Source organism: Acrocarpospora pleiomorpha, assembly GCF_009687885.1.
Lineage (GTDB): Bacteria > Actinomycetota > Actinomycetes > Streptosporangiales > Streptosporangiaceae > Acrocarpospora > Acrocarpospora pleiomorpha.
The window spans coordinates 1-23,526 of sequence record NZ_BLAF01000112.1; the positions used below are offsets into that span (position 1 = coordinate 1).

At 68.1% G+C, this 23,526-nt stretch carries 25 protein-coding genes; 15 read left to right on the top strand and 10 right to left on the bottom strand.

From position 1 onward, the window contains the following. Positions 1–75 precede the first annotated feature (75 nt). Positions 76–936, bottom strand: coding sequence for a CHAP domain-containing protein (locus Aple_RS56580; RefSeq protein WP_373869723.1), 861 nt, complete (start codon positions 934–936; stop codon positions 76–78). Between the two features lie 183 nt (positions 937–1,119). On the opposite strand from Aple_RS56580, the gene Aple_RS49770 reads away from it, so the two are divergent. Genes Aple_RS49770 through Aple_RS49780 form a run of 3 tightly spaced genes read left to right on the top strand, consistent with a single transcriptional unit; the run spans position 1,120 to position 3,927 of the window. Then, positions 1,120–2,172 carry a sensor histidine kinase gene (locus Aple_RS49770; RefSeq protein ID WP_170322060.1) on the top strand — a complete coding sequence of 351 codons (1,053 nt, stop codon included), beginning with the start codon at positions 1,120–1,122 and terminating at the stop codon, positions 2,170–2,172. Next, positions 2,165–3,274 (top strand): hypothetical protein, encoded by a 1,110-nt coding sequence (locus tag Aple_RS49775; RefSeq protein ID WP_155351812.1) that lies wholly within the window; start codon positions 2,165–2,167, stop codon positions 3,272–3,274. Before Aple_RS49770 ends, Aple_RS49775 begins: the two co-directional genes overlap by 8 nt. Beyond that, complete coding sequence (locus Aple_RS49780) at positions 3,256–3,927, top strand: response regulator transcription factor (protein ID WP_155351813.1); 672 nt, start codon at positions 3,256–3,258, stop codon at positions 3,925–3,927. Before Aple_RS49775 ends, Aple_RS49780 begins: the two co-directional genes overlap by 19 nt. Before the next feature lie 344 nt (positions 3,928–4,271). Here the strand turns inward: Aple_RS49780 and Aple_RS49785 are convergent, their stop codons facing one another. The 3 genes from Aple_RS49785 to Aple_RS49795 all read right to left on the bottom strand — a co-directional run bounded on the left by Aple_RS49785 (position 4,272) and on the right by Aple_RS49795 (position 6,940). Continuing rightward, a complete protein-coding gene (locus Aple_RS49785) occupies positions 4,272–4,802 on the bottom strand; it encodes an AAA family ATPase (RefSeq protein ID WP_155351814.1) in 531 nt (176 codons plus the stop codon). Between the two features lie 11 nt (positions 4,803–4,813). After that, positions 4,814–5,740, bottom strand: a complete 927-nt coding sequence (locus Aple_RS49790; protein ID WP_155351815.1) for a hypothetical protein — start codon at positions 5,738–5,740, stop codon at positions 4,814–4,816. Positions 5,741–5,986: 246 nt separating this feature from the next. Beyond that, positions 5,987–6,940 (bottom strand): ankyrin repeat domain-containing protein, encoded by a 954-nt coding sequence (locus Aple_RS49795; RefSeq protein ID WP_155351816.1) that lies wholly within the window; start codon positions 6,938–6,940, stop codon positions 5,987–5,989. A 103-nt stretch (positions 6,941–7,043) separates the two neighbouring features. Between Aple_RS49795 and Aple_RS49800 the strand changes: the two genes are divergently transcribed. From Aple_RS49800 to Aple_RS49855, 12 genes are all read left to right on the top strand, one after another. Then, the gene (locus Aple_RS49800; RefSeq protein WP_155351817.1) at positions 7,044–7,436 is read left to right on the top strand and encodes a hypothetical protein; all 393 of its coding nucleotides are present in this window, start codon (positions 7,044–7,046) and stop codon (positions 7,434–7,436) included. 262 nt (positions 7,437–7,698) lie between these two features. After that, the gene (locus Aple_RS49805) at positions 7,699–8,859 is read left to right on the top strand and encodes a WD40 repeat domain-containing protein (protein WP_155351818.1); all 1,161 of its coding nucleotides are present in this window, start codon (positions 7,699–7,701) and stop codon (positions 8,857–8,859) included. A gap of 71 nt (positions 8,860–8,930) precedes the next feature. Further along, entirely contained in the window at positions 8,931–9,089 is a 159-nt protein-coding gene (locus Aple_RS49810; RefSeq protein WP_155351819.1) for a hypothetical protein, read from the top strand. Between the two features lie 452 nt (positions 9,090–9,541). Further along, positions 9,542–10,246, top strand: coding sequence for a DUF4328 domain-containing protein (locus Aple_RS49815; RefSeq protein ID WP_155351820.1), 705 nt, complete (start codon positions 9,542–9,544; stop codon positions 10,244–10,246). A gap of 548 nt (positions 10,247–10,794) precedes the next feature. Continuing rightward, positions 10,795–12,129, top strand: coding sequence for a DNRLRE domain-containing protein (locus Aple_RS49820; RefSeq protein ID WP_170322061.1), 1,335 nt, complete (start codon positions 10,795–10,797; stop codon positions 12,127–12,129). 33 nt (positions 12,130–12,162) lie between these two features. After that, positions 12,163–12,324 carry a helix-turn-helix domain-containing protein gene (locus Aple_RS49825; protein ID WP_218038918.1) on the top strand — a complete coding sequence of 54 codons (162 nt, stop codon included), beginning with the start codon at positions 12,163–12,165 and terminating at the stop codon, positions 12,322–12,324. Between the two features lie 48 nt (positions 12,325–12,372). Then, the gene (locus tag Aple_RS49830) at positions 12,373–13,176 is read left to right on the top strand and encodes a hypothetical protein (protein ID WP_155351822.1); all 804 of its coding nucleotides are present in this window, start codon (positions 12,373–12,375) and stop codon (positions 13,174–13,176) included. Between the two features lie 376 nt (positions 13,177–13,552). After that, positions 13,553–14,824, top strand: a complete 1,272-nt coding sequence (locus Aple_RS49835; protein ID WP_218038919.1) for a barstar family protein — start codon at positions 13,553–13,555, stop codon at positions 14,822–14,824. A gap of 214 nt (positions 14,825–15,038) precedes the next feature. Next, positions 15,039–15,341 carry a hypothetical protein gene (locus Aple_RS49840; RefSeq protein WP_155351823.1) on the top strand — a complete coding sequence of 101 codons (303 nt, stop codon included), beginning with the start codon at positions 15,039–15,041 and terminating at the stop codon, positions 15,339–15,341. A gap of 159 nt (positions 15,342–15,500) precedes the next feature. Then, entirely contained in the window at positions 15,501–16,637 is a 1,137-nt protein-coding gene (locus Aple_RS49845) for a sensor histidine kinase (protein WP_155351824.1), read from the top strand. Next, entirely contained in the window at positions 16,634–17,290 is a 657-nt protein-coding gene (locus Aple_RS49850) for a response regulator (RefSeq protein ID WP_155351825.1), read from the top strand. The genes Aple_RS49845 and Aple_RS49850 overlap by 4 nt, the downstream gene beginning before the upstream one ends. A gap of 87 nt (positions 17,291–17,377) precedes the next feature. Next, on the top strand, positions 17,378–19,375 hold the full coding sequence (locus Aple_RS49855) for an alpha/beta hydrolase (protein ID WP_155351826.1): 1,998 nt from the start codon (positions 17,378–17,380) through the stop codon (positions 19,373–19,375). Positions 19,376–19,841: 466 nt separating this feature from the next. Here the strand turns inward: Aple_RS49855 and Aple_RS52665 are convergent, their stop codons facing one another. The 6 genes from Aple_RS52665 to Aple_RS54025 form a co-directional block, all read right to left on the bottom strand. After that, positions 19,842–21,074 carry a caspase, EACC1-associated type gene (locus Aple_RS52665; protein WP_170322062.1) on the bottom strand — a complete coding sequence of 411 codons (1,233 nt, stop codon included), beginning with the start codon at positions 21,072–21,074 and terminating at the stop codon, positions 19,842–19,844. Positions 21,075–21,076: 2 nt separating this feature from the next. Further along, positions 21,077–21,475, bottom strand: coding sequence for an effector-associated constant component EACC1 (locus Aple_RS49865; protein ID WP_155351827.1), 399 nt, complete (start codon positions 21,473–21,475; stop codon positions 21,077–21,079). Between the two features lie 477 nt (positions 21,476–21,952). Continuing rightward, the gene (locus Aple_RS49870) at positions 21,953–22,483 is read right to left on the bottom strand and encodes a hypothetical protein (RefSeq protein WP_218038920.1); all 531 of its coding nucleotides are present in this window, start codon (positions 22,481–22,483) and stop codon (positions 21,953–21,955) included. 22 nt (positions 22,484–22,505) lie between these two features. Beyond that, positions 22,506–22,709 carry a hypothetical protein gene (locus tag Aple_RS49875; protein ID WP_155351828.1) on the bottom strand — a complete coding sequence of 68 codons (204 nt, stop codon included), beginning with the start codon at positions 22,707–22,709 and terminating at the stop codon, positions 22,506–22,508. Between the two features lie 192 nt (positions 22,710–22,901). Beyond that, positions 22,902–23,291 carry a hypothetical protein gene (locus tag Aple_RS49880; RefSeq protein WP_155351829.1) on the bottom strand — a complete coding sequence of 130 codons (390 nt, stop codon included), beginning with the start codon at positions 23,289–23,291 and terminating at the stop codon, positions 22,902–22,904. 5 nt (positions 23,292–23,296) lie between these two features. Further along, a partial coding sequence (locus Aple_RS54025) for a hypothetical protein (protein ID WP_218038921.1) occupies positions 23,297–23,526 on the bottom strand: 230 nt, incomplete at its 5' end.

A 23,526-nucleotide genomic window follows, 5' to 3' on the forward strand; every position in this document is an offset into this window, starting at 1 on the left:
TTCCCGCCGGTGACGTCGTAATAGAAGACTTGGATGGAGCCGCCGAAGTTCACCGCGACCGGGTCACGGCCGATGTCACGGTCGAGGTGGCTGATCGATCCTAGGTCCCCTTCGAGCGTCTCGAAGTGCCAGCCCGATGCGTCGGTCCAGGCGTGACGGAGATTCCCGCCCGTGGCGTCGTAGTAGAAGTTGTGCAGGCTGCCGTTGACGTTGACCGTCGCGGCGCCGCGGGGAATCATCCCCTCCTCTCCCGGCAGGTCGGCGATGTGCAGGAAGTCCTGGGGTGAGCGTTCGTTGCCCGAACGCTTCGGGAGCGTAGTTGTACTCGTCGACGACGACGGTGTTACCGGCGTCCCGGACTTCGGAGACGACGGCGACATGACCGTAACCCCCTCCGAAGCCGCTGCCCCACCAGGCCACGGAGCCTCTGGCCGGGTTCTGGTTGACGGGATGACCTCGGTTGAGGGCTCCCTGCCGCCAGTCCCGGGCGTGCCCGCTGCCGCCTGACTGGATGTCGGCCCACTTGAACCTGTAGTCGTCGAGGCCCCCGCCCTTCTGGAGGCTGATGGTCCAGGCGGCGTAGTCGGTGCAGTTCCGGTACGCGAATCCCAGGGGTGAGGAGCTGCCCGTTGCTGCAGCCCAGGGGTAGTTGTTTCCCAGCGCCGCCGCCGGTGCGGCTGGGAGTACCACCGTTCCGCCCGCCAGCAGGCCCAGGGTCATGAGAGCTACTGCGAGAAACTTCGTGATTTTGTGCATGGCTCCTTCAGGTGAGTGGATGCGGAAGCCCGCCCAGCGGAATCGTTGCCGGACGGTCGGAAATGGAATCGAGTGCCTGTATAGATCGCTGCGCGCCTGGATCACGACTGCGATCACCTGGTCGGAATTATTGCTGGAGATAACCGCAAACCATGTCCCGCTTTTGGGGGACAATCGCATCAGGATGGTCGGCCTACACTTGGGAGGCGGCACCGATCTTCCCAATAAATGGCCTGGCCGATTCAAGGAAAAGGCGGTTGAGCAATGGGGGGAGGAACATTCGCCGAGGGGGATGCCGAGCGTCTGGTCTCTCTAGCTGGGCGGCGCTACGTCGCGGCCATGCGAGTCCTCACACTGGTCCCGGTGGCCATTGTCGCCATCGTGGCCGCTGACGGGCCGGGTATGCGCGTATCCGTAGTGGTCGCGATAGGCATCCTGGGGATCTGGAGCGCGGTTTATCTCCGTCGTGTTATGGCCGGACAGGTGATTGTTCCCTCACTGATAGATGTGAGTGTCCTTATCGGACTGATGATCGCGACTCCTCTTATTGTTCCCGATGACTGGTTGGCCACGAGTACTTCATGGATACGGCCTTTTGTAACATTTGCGGGGGTTGGGTATCAGTATTCAACTCCGTGGCCTATCGGGGTCGGTCTGGGTGGTGTGCTATGCATTGTCGGATCTGTGGCGACGCAGGCGGCCGAACCCGGACCGCCCGGTCTCGACGACGTCGTCACCGGAGTGTGGTCGTTTCTGTCGATCATGCTCGCCCGGTTGTTGTGGACTCTGCTCGTGGGTGCCACCCGGAAGGTGGACGCCGTCTTCGCGGCCGCCGCACAAGCCCGCCGGGAGCAGGCGGTCGCTGCTGGCATCCGCGCTGACCAGCGCACGGTGACCAACGCCCTGCACGACACGGCGGCATCGACCCTCCTGATGGTCGGGCTCGGCTTGGCCGACGATCCCGAAAAACTGCGCGGCTGGGCGAAGCGAGACCTGGAAATCCTGGAAGGGCTCAAGTCCGGCACGCCGTCTGTCCCCCCGGCCGACCTTTGCGGCGAACTACGCCGGCTCGCCGAGAGCGACACGATCGAAGTGGTGTTCCTCGGTCCCGAGCGGCTGGAGGTCGAAGCCAAGGTTCGGCAGGCGCTGATCGGCGCCGCCGCCGAGGCTCTGGCCAACGTCAGGCGGCACACCCGTACTGACCTGGCCCTCATCAAGGTGACAGGCTCAAAGTCACTGGTCCGTGTTGAGATCCGTGACCGGGGACGCGGATTCGAGCCCGCGGCTGTGCCCGTGACACGACGTGGCGTCCGGGACTCGATCCAGGGCCGGCTTCGCGAGGTCGGCGGAGACGCTCAGGTCGAATCCTCGCCGGGAAAGGGAACGGTGGTGAGGCTGGTGTGGCCGAGTGATTGAGGAGCCCGATGCCGGCTTCGCCACCGATCGCCTTCTGCTGGGCCTGCGTGCTGCGGTGACGGCCATCTGCGCCTCCGTCATGGCCAGCGCGAGCCTGCCTCGCAAACTGGATGTCCATCAGCCGCTCTGGCCCCAGGTCACCGCATTCGGCATCATGACGGTGCTCCTGCTCGTTGAATTGGTTCTCCTGGCGCGGCGACGGCCGTGGGGGCGATGGCGGATCCCCGCGCTCGCGGTCACACTCGGCGCGTCGGCACTGGCGACCTGGTCGCTGGCCCCCCACCACGTCGCCTCGACCGCCGACTGGTCCTTCGGCACCACCGGTTGGGTTCTGCTCGTCCTGCTGAGCGGGCAGCGCCTGCAAGCGGTCCTCGCGCTCCTCGCCGCGCACGCCACGGTGACCTTCATGAGGGTTCTCGTCCTCGGCCCGTCCGACCTCGAATTCTGCCTGCGGCTGCTGGCGGTATCGGTCGGCACGATCGGATTTCCGGTGGCGGCGGGCGTCGCCACCGCTGTCCTGCGGGACATCGCCGAGCGTGCCCATGCCGCCAGCTTGGAGGCAGCTGAGATCCGTACCGCCGAGGAACTCGCCGCCCAGGTCCACGAAACCCGACGCGAGCGCTTCGGGGAGATCCATGAAGCCATCGAGCCGATTCTCCGCGCCCTGGCCGACGGGACACTCGCGATCAGCGACCCGCAGGTGCGGCGGTCGTGTGAGTTCCAAGCCGCCCGGATGCGGCGCCTGTTCGCCGAGACCGACCTCGTTGCCGATCGCCTCGTTCACGAGCTGCGCCAAGGCGCCGACGTCGCCGAACGCCGCGGCGTCATGGTGCAGCTCGAACCGGTGGGCTCCTGGCCGAACCCGCCCCTTCCGGTCGGCCGCGCCCTCGCGCAGGCCCCGATGTGGCTTCTCTCCCACGCATCCAAGGCCGCGAGCATCTCCGTCATCGGCGCCGGAGGCGAACTCGCAGTCCACGTGACCATCGACTGCCCGGTGAGGCCGGAGGACGTGCCCGAACCCGACCTGCCCGGAGTGACACAGCGCGTCTTCACCGACACCGAGTCGACCTGGATCGAGGTTCTATGGATGATCAACGAATAACCGCCGTCGTGATCGACGACCAGGATGTCGTCCGAGCCGGCCTCAACGCGTGGTGCCGCGACAGCGACCCTCCCGTCGTCGTCATCGCCTCCGGTCCTGACATCAGCACCGCTCTCACCGGCCCAGCTCGTCATGCGAAAGTCGTGATCCTCGATCTCCATCTGCGACGCCCGGACCCATCCCTGCAAGGCCTCCGCAGCCTCGTCGAGGCGGGCCACAACGTCGTCGTCTACACTCACGAGGTCGACCCCACCATCGCCCGCCGCTGCATCCGCGTCGGAGCCAAGGCCTACGTGACCAAGGGTGAGGTTGAAGACCACCTCATGACCGCCGTCCACGACGCCGCTGCGGGCCGCCCCTACACGACCCCCACCCTGGGCGCGGCCCTGCTATCCGACCGCCAACTCCATAAAGCCGCCCTCTCCGACCAGGAGCTTCGGGCACTCAAAGCCTGGTGCGGTGCCAAATCCATGCGCCTGGTCGCCGAGTCCATGGGCCTCGCCCAAAGCACCGTGAAAACCCTCATCAGCCGCGCTCGCGACAAGTACGAGGCCATCGGCCGCCCAGCCCCCACCAAAACCGAACTCATCAAACGGGCCTTGGAAGACGGCCTCATCGACCTCTCTGACATCGGAGGCGGCGACTGGGCATGAACGAAGCGACCGGCCTATGCGACAGGGCGTCCGGCCCAGGGCCGACAACCACAACCGGTCAGCCGGTTCGTAGCGGGGACGGAGCACTTGACGGCGTAGCACCATGTTCTCGTGCCGCAGCACCAGCAACTCGGCATCCTTGGACGGCTCCGAGCCCGAGCGCACCAGCACGACGATCAAGCCGCACGATCACGTAGGCCAGGGACAACAACACCTCGCAACCGTCTCAGATGGATTTGACACCCGGGCGCGCCGGCCGTGCCATCCGCATCTGAAGGTGACGGGCAGGTTCGGATATGGGCGGGTCCGCATCCGCCATCGGCGGGCGCGGCGGTTCCGCTGGTTCAGACGCTGAGCGCCGCCGCGACGACGTCGGCCCGTTCGCCGAGCGGGCACGTCAGCTCGACCACGGGGACGTCGCCGATGACCTGGAGCGGGTCGTCGTACACCAGATCGAGTAGTTCGTCGTTCACGGCCCGCCTGAGCCGGGGCATCTCCGGGTCGGGCAGCAGGCGTTCGGTGCTGGGCGTGATCGGCAGCAGGACGAGCAGGTCCAGGCTCGCCAGCGTGTTTCGCAGAGCGGCCCGGTCGGTCTCGGCCTCGGCGTCGGCGCCGTGGGCGGCGAGGTAGGCCAGGAAGTCGAGTGGTGTGCGATCGAAGACGACGTCGGTGGCGGTTGAGGACAGTTCGAGCAGGGACCGTTGGAGCTGCGCCCGGTAGTCGTCCTGGGACGGCGGGAACCCGAAGTCGTAGCCGTCTTCTTCGAGGAGGACGTAGGGCTCCTCGACGGACGTGTGGCCGTCGAGGCGCGCGCACAGCAGCTCGACGAGGGTCGTCTTGCCGGTGCCATGTGCACCGGAAACCCCGATCCGCATTGCCTCACGCTCTATCTGCGGCGCTGCGGGGCGCTGAACACGTCGCCGAGGTCGTCGACCTCCAGGCCCCGTCCCGGGATCGCCCTGGGTGCGGTGATGGTCATCGGCTTCTCCCAGGATCGGTACTGGGTGGCGTAGTGGGCCCGCAGGATCCGATCCTGGCCGAGGCCCGGGACCTCGGGGCGCGGGTGCGCGTAGAAGCGCCAGCCGACTCGGTAGGGCAACCCGCGGTCGTCGTACATGTACGTCCAGGTCACCTCGGACGTGCCGGGAGCCGAGGTGTCGGCGGCCTCGCGGAAGGTCGGGGAGACGCGGGCGAGCTCGTTGAGGGTGATCGTCCCGGTCAGGGTGTAGATGCGCTGCTTACGGCCGGTGGTGCGGTCTTTGTACCAGGTCGACACGGACTGGCGGCTCTTCGTGGCCAGCAGTTTGCGCATCGTGGCCGGTTCGAGCACGTTCACGAACTGGTCGCCGAACGCGGCGGCGCCGCCGCTGGCCTTGCCGGTGCGGATCCAGGATTTCGCCTTGGGCGCGAGCTGGTACTGCCAGCCGTCCGTGCTGACCGCGCGCAGCGTGCCCTCCGTCTTGAGTACCCCGGCGAAGTAGGGATCCTTGGGCGCCGCCTCCTCCATCAGGAACCGGGAGCCGATCTTCACCTTCCCGACGTGTTCGGAGGCGATCACCCCGGACCGTCCCAGCTTGACCTTGCCGGTGCCGCTCAACGCCATGCCGGCCTGCCAGGAGAGCCACTGCCCGGTGTCGAGCCGCTTCGACCGCGTCAGATCGGTGGAGACGGATCCGTAGAACTCGGTCGTCGCCCCGGCTCCCCGAGCGAGCAGCGAACGCAGCGCCGCCATTGGATCGGGTGCGGCGGCCTGGGCGTGGGCGGCCGCGGGAGCGGCGGACAGGAGGACCAGGGCGATGACGAGGGGGCGCATGCCGTCCGTTTCATGGTGAGGGAGAACGATCTTTCGGTCCGGCGAATGTAGCGCACGCCACCGACATGATCCCGAGTCATGGGAGATCCGACCCGTGACGCCGGTGTCAGGAAGACCTTTGCCGACGACTGCAGGCCAGCGCGGTGCGCACCTCGCCGAGGGTGGCGATCTGCCGTCTATGCCCGGAATCTGGTGTTGCAGGCGGCCGGGACGCTGGACCTGGATCTGCGATCCACAGTCTGACGGTCAGCGCCAGTAGTCCCGCTCTGGGAGCCTGACCCACAGGTCGGGCGGGCCGACGATGGGGCGGCGGTCGGTGAGTCGCAGGCCCGCGCGGGCGCAGGAGTATGCCACGGCCTGGCGCTTGTAGAGGTAGCGGTCGAGGAGCTCGTCGGGTGCGTACTCGGGGCTCGGGTCACCGCGGTCGTCCCAATAGATCTGGACGCCGTCGCGGTGGAAGCTGCCCTGGTTGCCGCTCGCCGCGTTGGCGTACATGGCGTAACAGACGGTGCCTTTCGACAGGAGTTCGCCGACTTTGGGGGTGGACGGCATGAATCCCCACGGCTGGGTGACGACGCATCCGCCGGGCACGTCGCTCACACCGACGATGGCCATGGACTCCTTGCCGTCGGCGTACTGCGCCACGATCTTGTTGGGGTCTTCGTCGTCGCCGAGCGGGGTGGCCTCCAGGCGCCGCACCGCCTCGGCCGTGCCGATGCCGGACACGCAGGCTACGCCCAGGCCCTCGTGGGGGGAGAAGCTGCCCACGGCCGCGTTCAGCCGCCGGGCCTCCGCGACGGCGGCGGTCTCAGCGGCGGACAGGCGCACGCCGGCGGGGCGGTCGGGGAACAGGTCGGGGGTGGGGGTGGCCAGGCTGAGGCGGCCGGGGGACCATCCGGCCATCATCGGGCGCCAGGGGTCGGCGCCCGCCTCGGCCAGGGCGCGGGCGTTGTCGGGGCGGCCTGCGTAGACGGCGTCCCAGAGCGGGGTGCATCCGGCGTACTCCGCGTCGATGTCGCGGACGCGGGCCGCCAGTTCGGCGATCACTTCCGGGGAACCGGCCTGGGCCGCGAAGGTCAGCGGTGGCTCGTGGAAGTCGGTGGGCAGGTCAGGGTCGGCGCCGGCGTCGAGCCTGGCCCGGATCAACTCGAGGTCTTTCCAGTCGTTCCACCTGAGACCGGACCATCCGGGTTTCTGCATGGCAGGACTCCTCCGCGAGACGTCGAACACGTTCGCGACAGAGCATGGCAGCGCCGACCGACATTCTCGCGCCGGTCAGCGCGGCTTTCGCCAAACGCCGATCGTGGCCAGGATTGTGCGGCTGGCGAGGGAAAATCCTCGCATAGCACAGACGGCGCGAGCCGCCGCCGACGTCGCCGTCGACGACCCGCGCGGAGTGCTCCGGCTGCTGGACAGTCTGGGGAGGGCCGGGGCACATGAACAGATCGCCGTGCTGCTGGCCCGTGATCCCGCCGCCCACGTCGCCCTCGACGACCCGTTCGCTGTGGTCTGGCTGCCGGGCAGTCTGCGTGAGGCCGGCGCGCACGAGCAGCACACCACACTGGCCGACCGGCTACCCACCGCAGGCCAATTCGATACGTTCCTCGACATCGATGATTATCGGGAGCGGTTCGCGTTCGGGCGGGAACCCGACGGCAGCCCTGCCGCGCCGTGGACGTGGGATGACCTGCAGTGACCCACGCAATCCAGGGCTTGGCAGCGGACACGCCCGACCGTGGCAGAGGCACGTCAGCCGCCAGCGGCGCCTACGCTGCCGGTCGCTTGGCCGAGCAGGTTGTATCCGCCCTGGATCTGCTGTCGAGGTGCTTGTATGTCGGGTCGCTGAGGAACTCAACGCCGGCGCCGCGCTCATCCGCACGGCGCTGCGATTCCTCATGGCTCTCAACTGATCGTGTCCCGCGTTTGTCGAGAACGCCGTTCCATACGATGATCGTTACATGTCGTCCCGTTCGTCTGCCGCGCTGGCGGGCTTAGTCCTGGCCGTCCTGGCCGCCGGATGCGCCGATCCGGCCGCCGAGCGGGTGTCGCTCGTCAGGGCGACCCAGCCCCCGGCGTCCCCGCCACTGCCGTCGCTCACGGTGGTCCCGCCGCAGCCCTCGCCCATGGTGTCCTCGGGTCCCGTACGGCACCCGTTCCCGATGGCGACCTCCTTGGCCGAGCCCATGGCGACCGAAGCACCCCTGACGGCGACGGGCCCGCCGCGGTTCTTCCTCTCCGCTCGCACTCCGCTCGCCCACTTCCCTGGCAAGTCCAAGACCGCTGTCTTCACCCCGGTGCCGCCCGCCGTGCACAACGCCGAGACCGGGGCGTTCGTCGCGAACATCCCGCTGCCGCCCGGCATCGCAAGTTCCTGGCACCTCGTGGCCGCCGCCCGGGACAACCGCACGTTCGCCATCGCCGGCTGGACCGAGCCGACGAACCCCTACATTCGCTTCTTTCTGGTACGCCTCGGCGAGGACGGGCGGCCCGGGAAGCCGGTGGCCGTCACGCAGACCGACCCCGACGACCTGACGCTCGTCTACGACCTCGCCGTCAGCGCCGACGGCACCCGGCTGGCCTACTCCACGCCGCTCATCGGAGGTGGTGCCAAGATCTCCGTGCTCGACGTCGCCACCGGCCGACGCCGGGACTGGAAGACGTTCACGCACCCGATGGTGCGCGGCCTGTCCTGGGCCCCGGACGGCCGCTCGCTCGCCTATGTGCTGGGTGGCCGGGCCATCGCCTTGCTCGACCTCGCTCGGCTGGGCACCGATCCGGAAGGTGCCACGTCCCGGATCATCAAGAACGCCACAGGCGCCATGCCGTTCGAGTCGTTGGCCCACACCCCTGACGGCAGCGCGCTGATCTACGCGTCTGGGCACACCGTCGAACGTGTCCCCCTGGCGGGCGGGCCGGCGCAGGTCCTGGCCCGGCCGGAGCTGCCGCCCGACGCCTCGCTGAGCCTGCGCTTCAGCGTCGACGGGACCGGCGAACACCTCCTGTACGTGCATAGGTGGCGCGCCTACCGGGTTGCCCTCGCCGACGGCGCGGTCACCTCGGTGCCGATCACAGTCGGCGAGCGTCCGGGTGAGGGCGACTCGCCGCGCGCCGCCTGGTGATCAGGAGCTAAAGCGGTCGCCCCGGCTCCGCGAACCCCAGACGATTACCGGCCAGGACCGTGTGGATCTGGATGGCGTCCCGGCCGACGCTGGAACCGGCGATGGACTGGCCGCCGGGCGCGCTGGCGTCCGGTCTGGGGTCGGGTTCGGCGGCTGATCCCGGGCCAAAACCGGATGCGTTCCAGGAGGAAATCACCAACAAGATCATCCGCTACTGCCAACTTCGATGAAGAATCCGGCGCATGGCTACGGACGGTTATCTGACAGTGAGCAGGTCACAGCGTCGGCCACAGGATGCTAATTGAGAGTAGGCCTGTTTCTCGGCCCTGGGAAGTGGCGTCCGCGTGAGCCTGCGCCGTCTCGGATAACTGGGGCGTCGAGTGGTCACAAAGGCCTTTGCCGACGGCCGTAGGCGAGTGCGGCGCGCAACTCGGCCGGGCGGTGATGACAGGAACGAAGGCGCGCAGCAGGTCGGCCAGGGCATGGGGGAGGCGGAGTGCGGTGTGCAGGATGAGAGTGAGGGCACCTCCCCTCATTTCGTGGCAATCAGCTCAAATTCGGCTCGGTGCTTCCAGGCTCAGGCCCGTACCACTCTGAATGGGTTTCTCAATAATTGTTCCAGTGGCCAAGGATCCCGATGGTACCTTTATGCGCGCTTTATCCCTAGAACCCCGAGGCTCGCATGTATCCCCTTTCCTTCGGACCGGTCAGGCCCGCGCGCGGCCTGGCCGTGACCGTGGCCATCATGATCGTGATCAACCTGGTCGTCGAGACGCTCTCCGCCCTGGTCAGCCTGCAGCGGTACTCGATCATCGGCGACGTGATCGAGAACCCCCAGAGCATCGACCTGCAGGCTGTGGAGGACAACGACACCCTGTACGCCGGTTCCGGAATTCTTCAGCTGGCCACCTTGGTGATCGCCGGCGTCTGCTACTGGATCTGGCTGTTCCGGGTCCGAGCCAACGCCGAGGCGCTGGATCCGACGGTGACGCAGCGGCGCGGCAAGCCCTGGCTGATTTTCGGGTGGTTTCTGCCGATCGTGTCGTTCTGGTTCCCCAAGCAGATCATCAATGACATCTGGACGGCCTCCGAGCCGCGGCGGCGTCCGCCCGGCGGCCTGGTGCTGGCATGGTGGCTCACCTGGATCCTGTCGGCCATCGGGGAGAACGTGCTGGGCCGGCTGCTGCTCGCCGGTGAGGAGCTGGAGCAGCTGCGGACCGTCGCGCTTCTGGAGGTGGTGGTGTTCCCGCTGACGCTGGTGTCGGGGGTGCTGGCCATCGTGGTGGTCAACAAGATCACCGCCTTGCAGGCCCAGCCGCGCCCGGCCCCCGCCCCGGTGTACCCCGACTCGCAGTACCCGCAGCAGACGCCGCCGCGCCCCTACTGACCTTGAGGAAGGGAGCGCCCTCGCCTTCTCGCCGCTGGCCTGAGGACCGAGATCCGCGGTATCAATGGCGGAGCAGGCGACCTGGACATCCCGGAGTACTGGATTTCCGCTGCGGGATGACCTCGACGAGGTCGGCAAGAGTCACGATCGCATCAGGCAGTACACGACAGGCAGTCCGACCCCGGCACCCGGACCTAGCGTTCCGCCCGAATGTCCTCTCCGATGGACCTCTGATTGAGCGGGTGATCGGGGCACTAGCGCAACCGCGCCGGCAAGTGGACCGACCGGATGCTCATGACCGGCCCGCGCCCGTAACCGCAGGACGGCCGGCGGATTGCGTCGTCCCCGCCGCTGGGGCCGACGACCCGGTCGACCAGAGGTTCGACACGTCGCCGCTGCTGCCAGAAAGTAACCGTTGATTTGGAATAATGACGGTATTTGTCGCCCTTTCCAATTCGATATTCGAAAAGTCAATATTTCGCTTAATGGGAGAATTTGTTAGCTTTCCTTGCGATGCCATTGATCCTCTCCGCATCCCAAGGAGCCTGATGAGGGCGCTCTCCCTGCTGGTCACACTCATGACGGCGGCCGCACTGGCCGCCGTCCCCTCCCCGGCGGCCGCCGATTCGCCGATCCTCGAGATCGTGAAAACCCTCTACCCCAGCGACGACCTCTCCGTGTCCACGGGCAACGACGAGAACACCCCCGCGTCGGCGGATGACTTCTTCCTTCGGGCGGGCGGCCATTCCAGCGGAGACACAGTCCGGTCGTATCTGAGGTTCGATCTCTCCCTGCTGCCCGAGGGCGTCGTCAAGTCGGCGACGTTGCGGCTCACCGGAGTCGGCGCGCCGGCGTGCGGGCCGGTGGTCGGGCACGGGATCCAGGTGCGCCGGGTCACCGGGACCTGGGCCGCCGACTTCCTGCACTGGGGCAACCAGCCGGCCTCGACCGACGAGGACGCCCAGATCGCCACCAAGGGCGTCACCAAGTTCTGCCAGCCCTCCCCGGACACGATCGATTGGCCGGTCACGGGCATCGTCCACGACTGGAGGGCCGGTGCGGAGAACCACGGCCTGGCGCTTCAGTCTCCGGACGAGGCGGCCGGCGACGGCTTGTGGACCTTCGGGTCGTACGACAGCGAGAACCACCCCATCCCCCAGCTCGTGGTCACCATGGACGTCGCCTCCGCTCCGGCAGTGAGAGGGGTGTACATCGGGCCGAGCTACCGGGAGGGTGACTCCGTCTGGCTGAAGGGGTCGCCGTCGGCCATGTACGCGCTGATCAACGACCCGGCCGGCGGCCGGATGACCGCCGAGTTCCAGATCGAGCACGATCCCGCCGTCCCCGGCCAGGGCACTGGGCTGATCTGGGCCGCAACCTCGTCCCAGACGTCCGCCAACGGCAAGCCGCTGGTCCGGATTCCGGCGGGGATCGTCCAGGACGGCTGGAAGATCCGCTGGCGCGCCCGTGCCCACAACGTGACGGCGGGCACGGTCTCCGACTGGTCGGCGTGGGGTCACGGAACCGTGGCCACCGACGTCCCCGAGATCACCGCCCACGAGGTGTTCCCGTCGTACCAGTATGAGGGCAGGACGATGAGCATCGGCCTGACCCCCGAGCTGCGGGCCACCGTGACGCATCCGTTCGTCGACTCGCTGTGGGTGGAGTTCCAGATGGAGTACGACCCAGACGCCCCGCTGCAGGGAACCGGCCTGATCTGGGAGAGCGTCGACGAAGACGTTCCGTCGGGTGAGCAGGCGGTGGTGACCATCCCCGAGGGCCTCGTCGACGGCGGGCTGTGGGTCCAATGGCGGGTCCGGGCGAGCGGTGGGCCATTCCAGTCGGAGTGGTCCGACTGGCAGAAGCTCATCCTCGACTTCTGAGATACCGCGCGCCATCTAGATGACATGAGACAGATGCGGGAATCGACGTTCCTGATCCTGGCCGCGCTGGCGGCTGGCCCTCAGCACGGCTACGGCGTGATCGCCGATGTCGCCGAGATCTCCGGCGGCAGGGTCGTGCTGAGGGCGGGAACCCTGGGTGAAGCCACCTTCGTGGCGTTCGTGATCAGGGTGTGATCTGGCATTGTGAGACTTTCGCGCGCGAATATGAGGAGGAAAAAGCGCGTGAAGCGAGCCATAGCCGGGGCGATGTTGATCGTGGGTGCCTTATTGGTGCCTGGGGGCCCGGCGCAAGCCAAAGTTGATCCGATCAAGGCGCTGAAGGCGCAGTTCGTCGCAGGGCGGGGCGTCAAGCTCAAGACGGTGCTGCAGGTGCGGGTCAAAGGCGGGAAGGGGACCGTCACCCAGGAGATGGGAGCGGTCCAGTTCGGTCCGAAGGGAGCGGTCGCTTCGGATCTCACCGAAAAGACGCGCTACGACAAGGGCTACTTCAGCGAGTCGAGCAAGGATGAGCGCGAGGCGAAGAAGAGCCTGGAGCGCCCCGGGAGGGTGATCTCGCTGCCGAAGGTGACTTACGTGCAGGGACCCCGGGCTGGAGAAGGGCTGCCCGAGGGCAAGTACTGGGTACGGAAGCGGCCGATCCCCCCGGTTCCCAGCGGGATCATCATCAGCGTTTTCGAGCCGAACACGGTCAAAACTCTGATCGCCAAGGCGGCTTCTGTCCGCGGTGGCGTGGTGAAGGGGTCCACGACGAGCGCGAAAATGGCGGCGCTCTCACCGGTGTTCCGCAAGCAGTTCGGCCCTGGCGGTAAGAGCGAGAGCGGACAGATTTCCAAGATCACCTATACGTTCTTGCTCAACTCCCAGGGGCTGGTCACCCGCCTCAGCGTCAAGCTGCGGATGCCCGTCGGTGGCGGAACCATCGTCGACTACAGCTCCGACACCCGTCTCTACAACTGGGGCGCCAAGGTCTCCGTTTCCGCGCCGCCGCCCGACGCGGTGATCGACGAAAAGGACGTCAACCGCTGATCGGCAGACGGCAACGGGTCCGGTGAGGATGGGCGGCATGGCTTGCCGCCCATCCCTGTCTGGAATTCAACGGCGGACGTCCGCGCCGTCGCAGAGACTAGATGATCATCCGGTCGGTACGACCTGAAAGGCCTCGGCGCATGGCCGAAGCGGTTCCGGCCAAAGCTGGCTCCTGGGCTCACGTTTTCGACATCCGTACCAGCGCGGCACCCAACTCGGCCAGGACAGCGATACGGGAAGGAAGGCGCGTAGCAGGCCGGGATCTCGCCCCGTCCTCTTCTGCCGATGCGCGGATGCGTTGAGGTTGCGGGTGCCGATACTCCGCCGTCCACGAACGCGCCCCTGTTGTGGCGTCTCCAGCCGGTAGGGTCGCGGGGTGACGACGAGCGCCGGTCTCGAAGCCGACCGTCCGCCGGAGCAGCGGCGGTGGACGTGGGAGCATCCGGTCGGCCCGCGCTGGCTGCTCCTTGGCGACGTCGGCTTCGAGGACTCCTACGACGACATCCCACTGGCGCTGTGCGCGGAGATCGAAGGACTGTTTGTTGACCTGCCGCCCCGCCCGCGGGAGCGGTTCACGCTCGTCGGCTGCACCCCGGACGGCGCGCTGGCCGACCTGCTCGACCGGCTGCCCGCCGAGGCACTCGGCACCGAACGAGCCTGGCTGGGTGCCATCTCGATAGCGGGGCCTCCGCCGCCGCCAGGCACGCCGCCGTCCTGGTGGGGCGAGGACCTCGGCGACGTCGTCGTCCTCGCGCAACGGCCAAACCCCACGATGCCCGAAGCCGTGGACATCGATCTCGACGGGTTCGTCCACATGTATGACCGCACGGACGCCGTGGCACGTCCCGGCGACGGCACCGAATTCGTCCTCCAGGGCTGGGACGAGACGCCGTACGGCACCTGCGGGGACGTCACCGGCGTGTTCCGTGAGCAAGCCGCACCGCCGGTGCCGCAGGTCCGGCTGCTCGGCTGCCGACCAGAGCCCCATATGCTGACCGCGCTCGACGCGGTCGGACAGTCGACCAAGGCCGGCCTGCGTCGCCGCCGGATCCGCGCCGAGGTGTACCTGGTCGCCGCCGATGGTTCGGTCGGCCAGGTGATCGACGCCGTGGTGTCCGGAACGGTCGAGGCAAGCGAGCCGTCCCGGCTCGGTGCCGGACTCCTCGACGTGACCGTCGACAGCGACCCGCGGGAACCGCTGCCGACCGGGGTCCTCGGCATCCTGGAGCACTGGTACGCCGGACGGCCCGCCGAGAAGAATCTGTGGGCCGGCTACAACCGGGAGCTGCGCCACCACTGGGCCGGAGTGGCGCTCGGCCACCGGTCCAGTACGCCGGACCGGCCGGCCGGCACCACCTACGACCTCGACGGCCGGTTCGTAACCGACATCGAAGGGTTCTACTGCGCGATCGGCGAGGCGATCAACGGTCCGGGCGGATATTTCGGCTGGAACCTCGGCGCCCTCGATGACTGTCTCTGCGGGAGGTTCGGCGCGCGGGCACCGTTTCGGCTGGTATGGCACGACTCGGCCGTCGCCCGCAAGCACCTCGTCGCCGGCTACGACCGGCGCTGGCTGGGTCCGGCGATCACCTTGGAGTATCTGCTGGGCATGCTCGCGGCACACCATGTCGAGATCGACTTGCGCTGAGCCGTGAGCCGACGCCGACTACGGCTACGTCACCGGTCGAACTGGACGGACCGGTCCCTCGACCACTGACCAAGACGCCTTCCGGCGACCCGCACCGGCCGAGCCCGGACCGCACCCCGATGAGGACGAGGAGGGGTTCGCCGAGAGCGTCCGCCGCCTCCACCTGCAAGCCGCCTGCCTGGGTGCCGCCTTCACCGCGAGCGTCTACAAGTCGATGCCCCGCAAGACGGCCGAGTGGAAGTACATCGTCCGCGAGAAGAGCAAAGAGATCGGCTACATCTACGGCTCAGCCAAGGCCATCACGTATTGGCTGAACCGCGGCTTCAACTCCCGCAACCCCAAGTACTGCAACACCTGGACCGCTTCCACTGCCCAGGTCTCATATCCAGAACCCATCGTCGCGAAACACAGCATCATGCTCGTGGTGGCGACGGGCATCGCGCACGCCGATCGCCTAACCCCAGCTGCGGACATCCGCAGCTGGGGCCTCGAACGCCACCCCGCACACCCGTCTTGAGCGCCCACTTCGGACGCTATCTCCGCTGGGCGGCACAGGCTCGGATCTTCGCGATTCGCTCGCGGATCTGGGTGGGCGACTCCTGTGGGGCGGTGGGCTGCTGGGGTTTGGCTGGTAGCGTGCGTCCATCATGGGCTTTCCTGGTTGGGAGCGCGGCTGGTGAGCGGGCGTACTTCGGCGCTCGCCGTCGATGGTGTGCTGGGGGCCGGCGTTCTGGTGGCGCTGCTGGTTGAGCGGTTCATGCTCGACGCGGCGCCGGCGTCGGGGTGGGATGCTGCGGCCGGGGTGGTGGCGGGCGTGGGGCTTGCGGTGGCGGTGGCGTTGCGGCGGCGGGTTCCGTTTGGCGCCTTTGTGTTGAGCGCGGCGGCGCTTTGTTTTGAGGTGCTTGTCGCGTCGCCTAGCTGGCTGGCGCCGTACGCGAATCTGCTTGGGGTCTTCTCGGTGGCGCTGTATGCCGGTCGCCGGCAGGCGTGGTGGGGGCTGGGGATTCTGCTCGGGTGCATCGGTGTCTACTTTGCCGCCCGCGACGTCACGGCGCCTACCCAGCCGGCGGGGGTTTTGCTGGTGTGGCTGGCTATGTGGTCGGTGGGCTATGCGATGGCGCGGCGGCGCGAGGAGCAGCAGACCGCCCGGCGGCTCATCCAGGAACGGGCGGTAGCCGGTGAGCGGGCCCGCATCGCCCGTGAGCTGCACGATCTCGTCGGCCACACGGTCAATCTCATGCTCATGCAGGCGGGGGCGGGACGGCGGGTGTTGGACAAGGATCCGGCGAAGGCGCGGGGGCTGCTGAGCGATCTGGAGCGGGCCGGGCGGGACGCCCTCACCGAGCTCGATCGGGTGCTCGGGGTTCTGCGCAGCGACGACCCGGACGGGGATCGGCCGGCGGACGCGTCCGGTGTCGCCACGCTGCCCGACCTCGCGCAGCGGATGAGCCAGGCGGGGCTGCGGGTGACCGTCCAGGTCGGGGCCGGTCTCGACCTGCCGCGCAGCCTCGACCTCACGGCGTACCGGATCGTCCAGGAGAGCCTGACCAACGCGCTGAAGCATGCCGACGCCAGCGGCGCCGACGTCACGCTGCGGCGGGACGGGCAGTGGCTGGAGGTGGTGATCCGGGATGACGGGCGCGGGCCGGCGGTCGGCTATCGGCCCGGCCGGGGGCTGCTCGGCATCCGGGAGCGGGTTGCCCTCTTCGAGGGCACGGTGACCTACGGTCCGGCCGGTCGTGGGGGCTTTCAGGTGCATGCCCGGCTGCCGCTGACCTCGGTCACGACTGCTGCCGAGGAGCCGGCTCGATGAGCGTACGCGTGTTGCTCGCCGATGACGACGCGTTGCTGCGGGCGGGGGTGGCCGTCGTGCTCGGCACCGCCGAGGGCATCGAAGTCGTGGGTGAGGCGGCCGACGGGTTGCAGGCGGTCGCGCTGTGCCGGTCCCTCGGGCCGGACGTGGTCGTGATGGATGTGCGGATGCCGGGGATCGACGGCATCGAGGCGACCCGGCGGATTGTCGCGGCCGGGTTCCCGACCCGGGTGCTGGTGCTGACGACCTTCCACCACGACGAGTACGTGTGGGGGGCGCTGCAGGCCGGGGCCAGCGGGTTTCTGCTCAAACGCGCGTCGCCGGAGCGGCTGATCGACGCGATCCACACCCTCGCCTCCGGGGACGCGCTGATCGACCCGGCGGTCACCCGCGAACTGGTCGGGCAGTTCGTCACGCGATCGTCCGCCAGCCGTACGGAATCGCCTGAGTCGCGACGCTTGGCCCAGCTCACCGGGCGTGAGCGGGAGGTGCTGAAGCTGGTCGCCGAGGGCTACTCCAACGCGGAGATCGCCGACCTGCTCACCATCGCGGAGTCGACCATCAAGACGCACGTGAAGCGGATCCTCGCCAAGATCGATGCGCGGGACCGAGCCCAGGCGGTCGTGGTCGCCTACCGCGGCGGCCTGATGTAGGACTCGGGGTGCGTACCCCAGCTGGGGTACGCGCACTGTCCTCCCCGGAGGGACGTCCGGACGGCCGCGAATTTCTAGGTTTTGGGCATGACAAAGCGAACTGTTGCCCGCGCCATCGCCCTCACGGTCATCGGCATCCTCGTTCTCGCCCTCGCCTACCTGAACCTGCGGCCGGAGGACACCCTGGCGGTTCCCGCCGGCGTGCGGCCCGGTTCGCTCACCATGGAGCCCTGCGACTACGACACGGAGGCCGGGACCGTGCCGGCCGACTGCGGCACGCTGGTCGTGCCGGAGAATCGGCGCGACCCGGCGACCGACCTGATCGCCCTGCCGGTGATCCGGATCCGGGCGACCGGGCCCAGTCCGGGGGAGCCGATCTTCCGGCTCAACGGAGGGCCGGGCGCCACCAACCTGAAGTTCCCGCAGGCGAGCCGGCTGACCGGCAACCACGATGTGGTCCTGGTCGGATACCGCGGGGTCGACGGGTCGCGGCGGCTCGAATGTCCCGAGGTGACCGAGACCCTGCGGTCGTCGGCCGACCTCGCCGGTGCCGAGTCGCTGCGCGCCGCCACCCGGGCCTTCGAGGCGTGCGCCAGCCGGCTGACCGGCGACGGCATCGACCTCACTGGTTACTCGATCCCGCAGCGGGTCGACGACCTGGAGGCCGCGCGCACCGCGCTGGGCTATTTGCGGATCAACCTGATCAGCTCGAGCGCCGGCACGCGGACCGCGATGATCTACTCCTGGCGCTACCCGCGGTCGCTGTTCCGCTCGGCGATGATCTCGGTGAATCCGCCCGGCCACTTCGTCTGGGACCCGCGGATCACCGACCAGCAGTTCGCCCGGTACGCGGAACTGTGCCGCGCGGACGCCAAGTGCTCGGCCCGTACGGATGATCTCGCGGCCTCGATGCGCAGTGCCGCCGCCGACGTCCCCGGCCGCTGGGGACCGCTGCCGATCAAGGAGGGCAACGTCCGGATCGCGGGCATGTACGGCATGTTCCAGAACGGCAAGGGCTCCGCGCCGCTCAATGCGCCCGCCCTGACCGACGCCTACCTGCGCGGCGACGCCGGCTCCTTCTGGGCGCTGTCGACGATCGCCGACCTGGTCGTGCCCGGCTCGTTCGTATGGGGCGAGTTCGCCTCGTTCGGCATGATCGACGCGCCGGCCGCCCAGCGCTACTACGACGCCGGCGGCGACCCCGGCTCGATCCTCGGCAACGCGGCCACCGACCTGCTCTGGGGCGGGCCGTCGGGCTTCTACCAGGTGTGGCCGGACAGCCCCGACAACGCCGAATACCGTACGGTCCGCAAGAGCGACGTCGAGACTCTGCTGATCGGCGGCACCGTCGACTTCTCCACCCCCGCCGAGCTGGCCGCCAAGGAGCTGTTGCCGGCGCTGTCCCGGGGCAAGCAGGTGACCCTTCCCGAGCTGGGCCACACCGGCGACTTCTGGGAGCACCAGCCGGAGGCCGGCCAGCAACTGCTGACCACGTTCTTCGACCAGGGCACGGCGGACTCCTCGCGGTTCGGCCCGCGTCCCGTCGACTTCGAGCCCGCGACGAGCATGTCGGCCATCGGCAAGATCCTGGCCGGCGGCGCCACCGGTGGTGCGCTGCTCGCCGTGCTCCTGCTCGTGGCGATGGCCCGGCACGCCCGCCGGAACGGCGGCTTCCGCCGGCGGACCGGCGTCTGGCTGCGGGTCCTCACGCCGCTGCCGCTCGGCCTCGGCGGATGGTCGCTGGCCGTGCTGCTGGTCTGGGCGATCCGGCCGCAGGTCTTCGTGGGCAGCGCGGCGCTCGCCGTGCCCTCGGTCGGCCTGGCCGTGGGGCTCGGCGCCTACGCGGCCTGGACCCGGCGGGGCGGGCCGGCCTGGACCCGGCGTGCGGGCCTGGCCGCAGCGGCCGGCGGGGCCCTGCTCGGCGCGGCCCTCGGCTTCGGCGCGGCGTCGGATCTCGCGTCGCTGCTCACCACGATCGTCGGCGCAGCCGCGGTGGGGAACCTCGCGCTGCTGGCGCTCGACGCGTACATCCACCGGCAGCCGAGCGACGCCCGGCATGACGAGCCGGTGACGGCGCTGGCCTGACGCCGGCCAGGAACAGTGTCGCCCGGGAGATCTCCCGGGCGACACTGCCGTTCGTCAGTCCTTGACCACCCGGGTGCGAAGATCCGCACGTCTCGGCTCGAACGACGGGATCTGCTCTCGCTTGCGGCTGATCCGGTAGAAGCCGGGACCGATCCCGTTGGCGCCGTGCCCGTCGGTGTGGATCAGCTGGGCGCTCTGCTTCGCCGGGACGGGCCGACTAATGCGCCGATGCCCCCCACCTCGGGTTCTCGGCCGCCAGACGCAGGATGAGCGCGCGGATAGCGTGGAGGAGGCGGCGGGGGCGATGTCCTGGCTGACCAGTCACACCGGCTGGCTACTGATCTTCGACAACCTTCGCTCAGATTTCCCCGTCTGTCTGGTGTAGCTCTGTCGGGTAAGGCTTGCGTCAGGACGTAGAAGCGGCAGTATTCCCCCAGTTCAGCCGATCCTGATGGAACAGGTCCCACTACTTCGGGTGTGGCTGGCTTACGACCCACAAGCGGATGGTGCCGTCGGCGCTGCTGGTGGCCAGGGTCTGGCCGTCCGGGCTGAAGGCCACCGAGTGAATGTGGCTTGCGTGGCCTTTGAGGATGTCGGTGGTCTGACCGGTGGCCACCTCCCACAGCCGGGCGGTGCCGTCGTCGCTGCCGGTGGCCAGAATGCGGCCGTCCGGGCTGAACCGCACCGATCTGAGCCAGTTGGTGTGGCCGTGGAGGATGTCGGTGGTCTGGCCGGTGGCCGCCTCCCACAGCCGTACGGTTTCATCAGCGCTTCCGGTGGCCAGGGTGCGCCCGTCCGGGCTGAAGGCCACCGAGTAGACCGTTGCGGTGTGGCCGCTGAGCAGGAGCGGCTGGTGAGCCGGCTCCGGTAAGCCGGGACTGGGGGAGCCGGAGCCGGTTCCGTGGGCGCCGTCATGGCGGGCCGGCGGGCTTGGGTGCTGGGGGGAGGCTGCAGGTCGGGGTGCGGCGTGTGCGGGGTTGCGGGTCAGGGCGAGGCGATCGACGGTGCCGATGCCGCGCTGCCGGGGACGGGGATGGCCCTGGACGGTCAGTGCGTGCAGGAGGCGGGGGTAGAGGGCGGCGAAGGTGAACAGTTCGGGTCCGTCCGGCACTCCGCTGCGCAACAAGGTGAGCAGCGCGCCGGTGAAGACGGTGTAGGTGTGGCCGGGCAGGGCCAGGGCCAGGTCGTTGGCCGAGGTGGCGGTGAGGGTGTAGGTGCCCTCGATGTCGGTCTGTCCCATGATCGCGTCGGGTCCGCTCATGTCGGGGATGGCCCGGCCGCTGAAGCAGCAGTCAAGGATGAGCACCCGATTGGCCGCCGGGCTGTTGATGAATATGTCCCGCACGTCCTCAAACCGCAGGGCGCTGACCGGGAGATCGTCCAGATCGGTGTCGGGCAGGGCCAGATACAGCTCGCTGTAGCGCAGGCCGGTGCGGCCGTGACCGGCGAAGTACACCAGCAGGGTGTCTTCGGCCATGGCCGCGTAGCGGCGCAGAGTCCGGTAGAGCGTCCGCACATCGGGGTCGTCCAGGATGACGCACCGCCCCGCTGGCAGCCCGCCCAGCGCCGGATCGGTGAGGATCTCGGCCAGCGCGGTGAGGTTGTTGGCCACGGCGGGCAGGTCGGCCAGCTCTGGGGAGCGGTAGGCACCGGTGCCGACTAGCACCGCGTAGGAGCGTTCGGGATCGGGCAGGCGCACCGCTACTCGCTTGGGGGTGCGTGGAGTTCCGCCGATGACGGGATCGGGGCGGGAGCGGCTGTTTCCAGTATCGCGCGGAGCAGCTGTTCAGAGTCAGCCACCCGCTGGGCCGACACCGACACCTGGCCTCCGCCGGGCCCGGTGATCTTGATGGTGATATCGCTGCGGCGCTGGCGTTCGCGTTCGATCAGCCACCTGGTCAGGGACCGGGCCAGCACGGCGGCCCCGCCGCCACCTGAGGCCAGGGCCACCACCAGCTCGATCGGGGCGCCCATCGTCTCCTCGCCAGCCGGGGCGCCGCTTGCGCTGAGTCCTCCACGCAGGTGGGGTTCGTGGCGCAGCCAGTCCCACAGCGACTCAGCGTCAGCGCCAGACCCCTCGACCGTGATCCGTGCCTGCATGCCCGCCTCCAGACGGCTTGGTCCTTGCCTTGGAATTTGACCGGCTGGTCTCATTGGAAAGGTTCCGGTTTCGATTGTGGCGCAGGCACCGCGCCGATTCGCGGAGATGTGATCGTGCTGATACGTCCAGTATTGGTGCCGGTTCGAGACAGGAACGCGCCGCCTCCAGGTTTCTCGGCGTTTTCCGAAATGCCACCTCGTTGGGCTGTCCGGTGAGCTGTCGTTCAGGCCGTTGGCGCTCAGGCGGCCTGGCCGTTTCATCCAGCGTCGAGGTGGGCGTTCGAGTCCGCCCGCGGGTGTTCGCCAGCAGACAATCGGTCCGGTCTCGGGAGACTTACCTGCTCGCGGCCGGGGGGATAAAGCCCCGGTCAGCGACAGCGACCAAGGAGCCTGCCGGGGCGGGCCCACGCCCCGGCAAATCAGCACGCCGGCCCAGGCGACCCTGCTGCCGGTCATCGAGATCAACCGGAGGCCGACCTAATCAAGCTGCGCGCCACAGCCCAACCGGTGCCGCACGAATTCTGGATGAGCGTCGCCGAGATCGATGCTGTTCTCATCAAGAGCGTTGGCGATGTGGAAACGGCCTGCATCGAAGACGAACTCCACAGCGAGGGTGCTGGCGGCCAGGTCACGACCTGATGACCGCCACTCGAGCAGAGTAACTTCGCGTAGTTCCTGGCCGACGAACGGCTCAAGCCGCTCGTCGGCGCTAGACCACGCCGGAGTCAGCTCGAACCACTCCCAGCCACTGATCGCAGCCGTCAGGTCGATGCTGTTCCAGCTGATCGACAGCTCATCGAACTTCCAGTGGCAGATCTCTACCTGGACACCGTCGAAGTCCAAGACAACGGGACAGTCAGCGAACCAGTCCCCGTCCTCGACAAAACGCACGATCGCGGACCCCGTCAGACGCCGGCCACCAAGCGCGGCCAGACCCGGTCCGTGTTCCGCGCGGACGGCTCCAAACCCGACGAGAAAGGTCGGCTCGAAGCCGGAGATCCCCATCACGATAGGCGATTGTCCAGGTTCTTCACGGAACCGGCCAGCCGATATCTACCGACAAGCCGCACGGCCCCGCTTGACAGATCAGATTCCACATAATGATCCGGTTGATGGCGCCTTCGACCGCGCCGGAACTCCATGCCAATGTGAGGCCTGCGGTGACTGCTTTCCAGTTACTGCGGAACATGAGCCAGAGCCACACGCACTCGGCCGTTGACACCGTGTTGCGCATTTGATCATTCGCAAAGGTATCTGGAGTTGCTGCGACATCGCAGGCTCATCGCAACATGCGGCTTGACCTGGACGGGATGAATTTTCGGCAGCCGCAGTGCTCGGCGGCTTGATCAGCCAGTACATCAATGCTGCTTGACGCGCGAAGAAAGCCCAGCTCAGGCTCAGATCCTAATTTCGAGCGGGACAGGGTTCACGGACGGGTTTCCTCCTGGCCGATGCGGTCGATCGCCGTGCGGAGTCGCCATTCGGCGATGACGAGGCCGAGGGTCTTCCCAGCCAGAGCGAGGAGGGCGAGCAAGACGAAGATCCTCGGCCACGCCCAGACTGATGCCACGTCCAGTGGCGCGGGATCGTGGAGAAGGGAGACAGCGATTCCGAGGAGGCCGACTGCGACGAAGGCGGCGGCCGTCTCGCAACCACACGCTCGCAGGCTGTGGTTGATGGTGTCTTCGGCCTTTCGGTGACGGTTCGGATCGTCCGGGAACTCCAAGGCGATGCGCCGGATGCCTCGACGCGCTTGACGCGGCCGGAGCGCTCGCAACTCCGCCCGGGTCCTGATGATCTTTGGTTCTGTGGACATCGCCATCATGGCACCAGCGATTCGGCAGCGTCTGTTGTGATCCATTTCCAGGTCGTTCGAGCGTCGTCGAGCGTGAACCGCGGCTCGCCCCCGCCCAAGAGGAATTCGTAAAACGCGGAGCCGCTCACCAGGTCCCCGGATGAGAAGGTGTACATGATCTCGTCGAAGCCCCGGCTGCCTCCCGCGCGATTCTTGTGGTTCAGGCCCCAATAATGTCCCATCTCATGGACTAGAA

What these genes read in the sequence shown, in the direction of transcription:
- Aple_RS56580 (WP_373869723.1), bottom strand. Translation starts at nt 936, where the DNA reads ATGCGATTGTCCCCCAAAAGCGGGACATGGTTTGCGGTTATCTCCAGC.
- Aple_RS49780 (WP_155351813.1), top strand. Translation starts at nt 3,256, where the DNA reads ATGGATGATCAACGAATAACCGCCGTCGTGATCGACGACCAGGATGTC.
- Aple_RS49785 (WP_155351814.1), bottom strand. Translation starts at nt 4,802, where the DNA reads ATGCGGATCGGGGTTTCCGGTGCACATGGCACCGGCAAGACGACCCTC.
- Aple_RS49790 (WP_155351815.1), bottom strand. Translation starts at nt 5,740, where the DNA reads ATGCGCCCCCTCGTCATCGCCCTGGTCCTCCTGTCCGCCGCTCCCGCG.
- Aple_RS49795 (WP_155351816.1), bottom strand. Translation starts at nt 6,940, where the DNA reads ATGCAGAAACCCGGATGGTCCGGTCTCAGGTGGAACGACTGGAAAGAC.
- Aple_RS49805 (WP_155351818.1), top strand. Translation starts at nt 7,699, where the DNA reads ATGTCGTCCCGTTCGTCTGCCGCGCTGGCGGGCTTAGTCCTGGCCGTC.
- Aple_RS49810 (WP_155351819.1), top strand. Translation starts at nt 8,931, where the DNA reads ATGGCGTCCCGGCCGACGCTGGAACCGGCGATGGACTGGCCGCCGGGC.
- Aple_RS49815 (WP_155351820.1), top strand. Translation starts at nt 9,542, where the DNA reads ATGTATCCCCTTTCCTTCGGACCGGTCAGGCCCGCGCGCGGCCTGGCC.
- Aple_RS49820 (WP_170322061.1), top strand. Translation starts at nt 10,795, where the DNA reads ATGAGGGCGCTCTCCCTGCTGGTCACACTCATGACGGCGGCCGCACTG.
- Aple_RS49825 (WP_218038918.1), top strand. Translation starts at nt 12,163, where the DNA reads ATGCGGGAATCGACGTTCCTGATCCTGGCCGCGCTGGCGGCTGGCCCT.
- Aple_RS49840 (WP_155351823.1), top strand. Translation starts at nt 15,039, where the DNA reads ATGCCCCGCAAGACGGCCGAGTGGAAGTACATCGTCCGCGAGAAGAGC.
- Aple_RS49850 (WP_155351825.1), top strand. Translation starts at nt 16,634, where the DNA reads ATGAGCGTACGCGTGTTGCTCGCCGATGACGACGCGTTGCTGCGGGCG.
- Aple_RS49855 (WP_155351826.1), top strand. Translation starts at nt 17,378, where the DNA reads ATGACAAAGCGAACTGTTGCCCGCGCCATCGCCCTCACGGTCATCGGC.
- Aple_RS49865 (WP_155351827.1), bottom strand. Translation starts at nt 21,475, where the DNA reads ATGCAGGCACGGATCACGGTCGAGGGGTCTGGCGCTGACGCTGAGTCG.
- Aple_RS49875 (WP_155351828.1), bottom strand. Translation starts at nt 22,709, where the DNA reads ATGCGCAACACGGTGTCAACGGCCGAGTGCGTGTGGCTCTGGCTCATG.
- Aple_RS49880 (WP_155351829.1), bottom strand. Translation starts at nt 23,291, where the DNA reads ATGTCCACAGAACCAAAGATCATCAGGACCCGGGCGGAGTTGCGAGCG.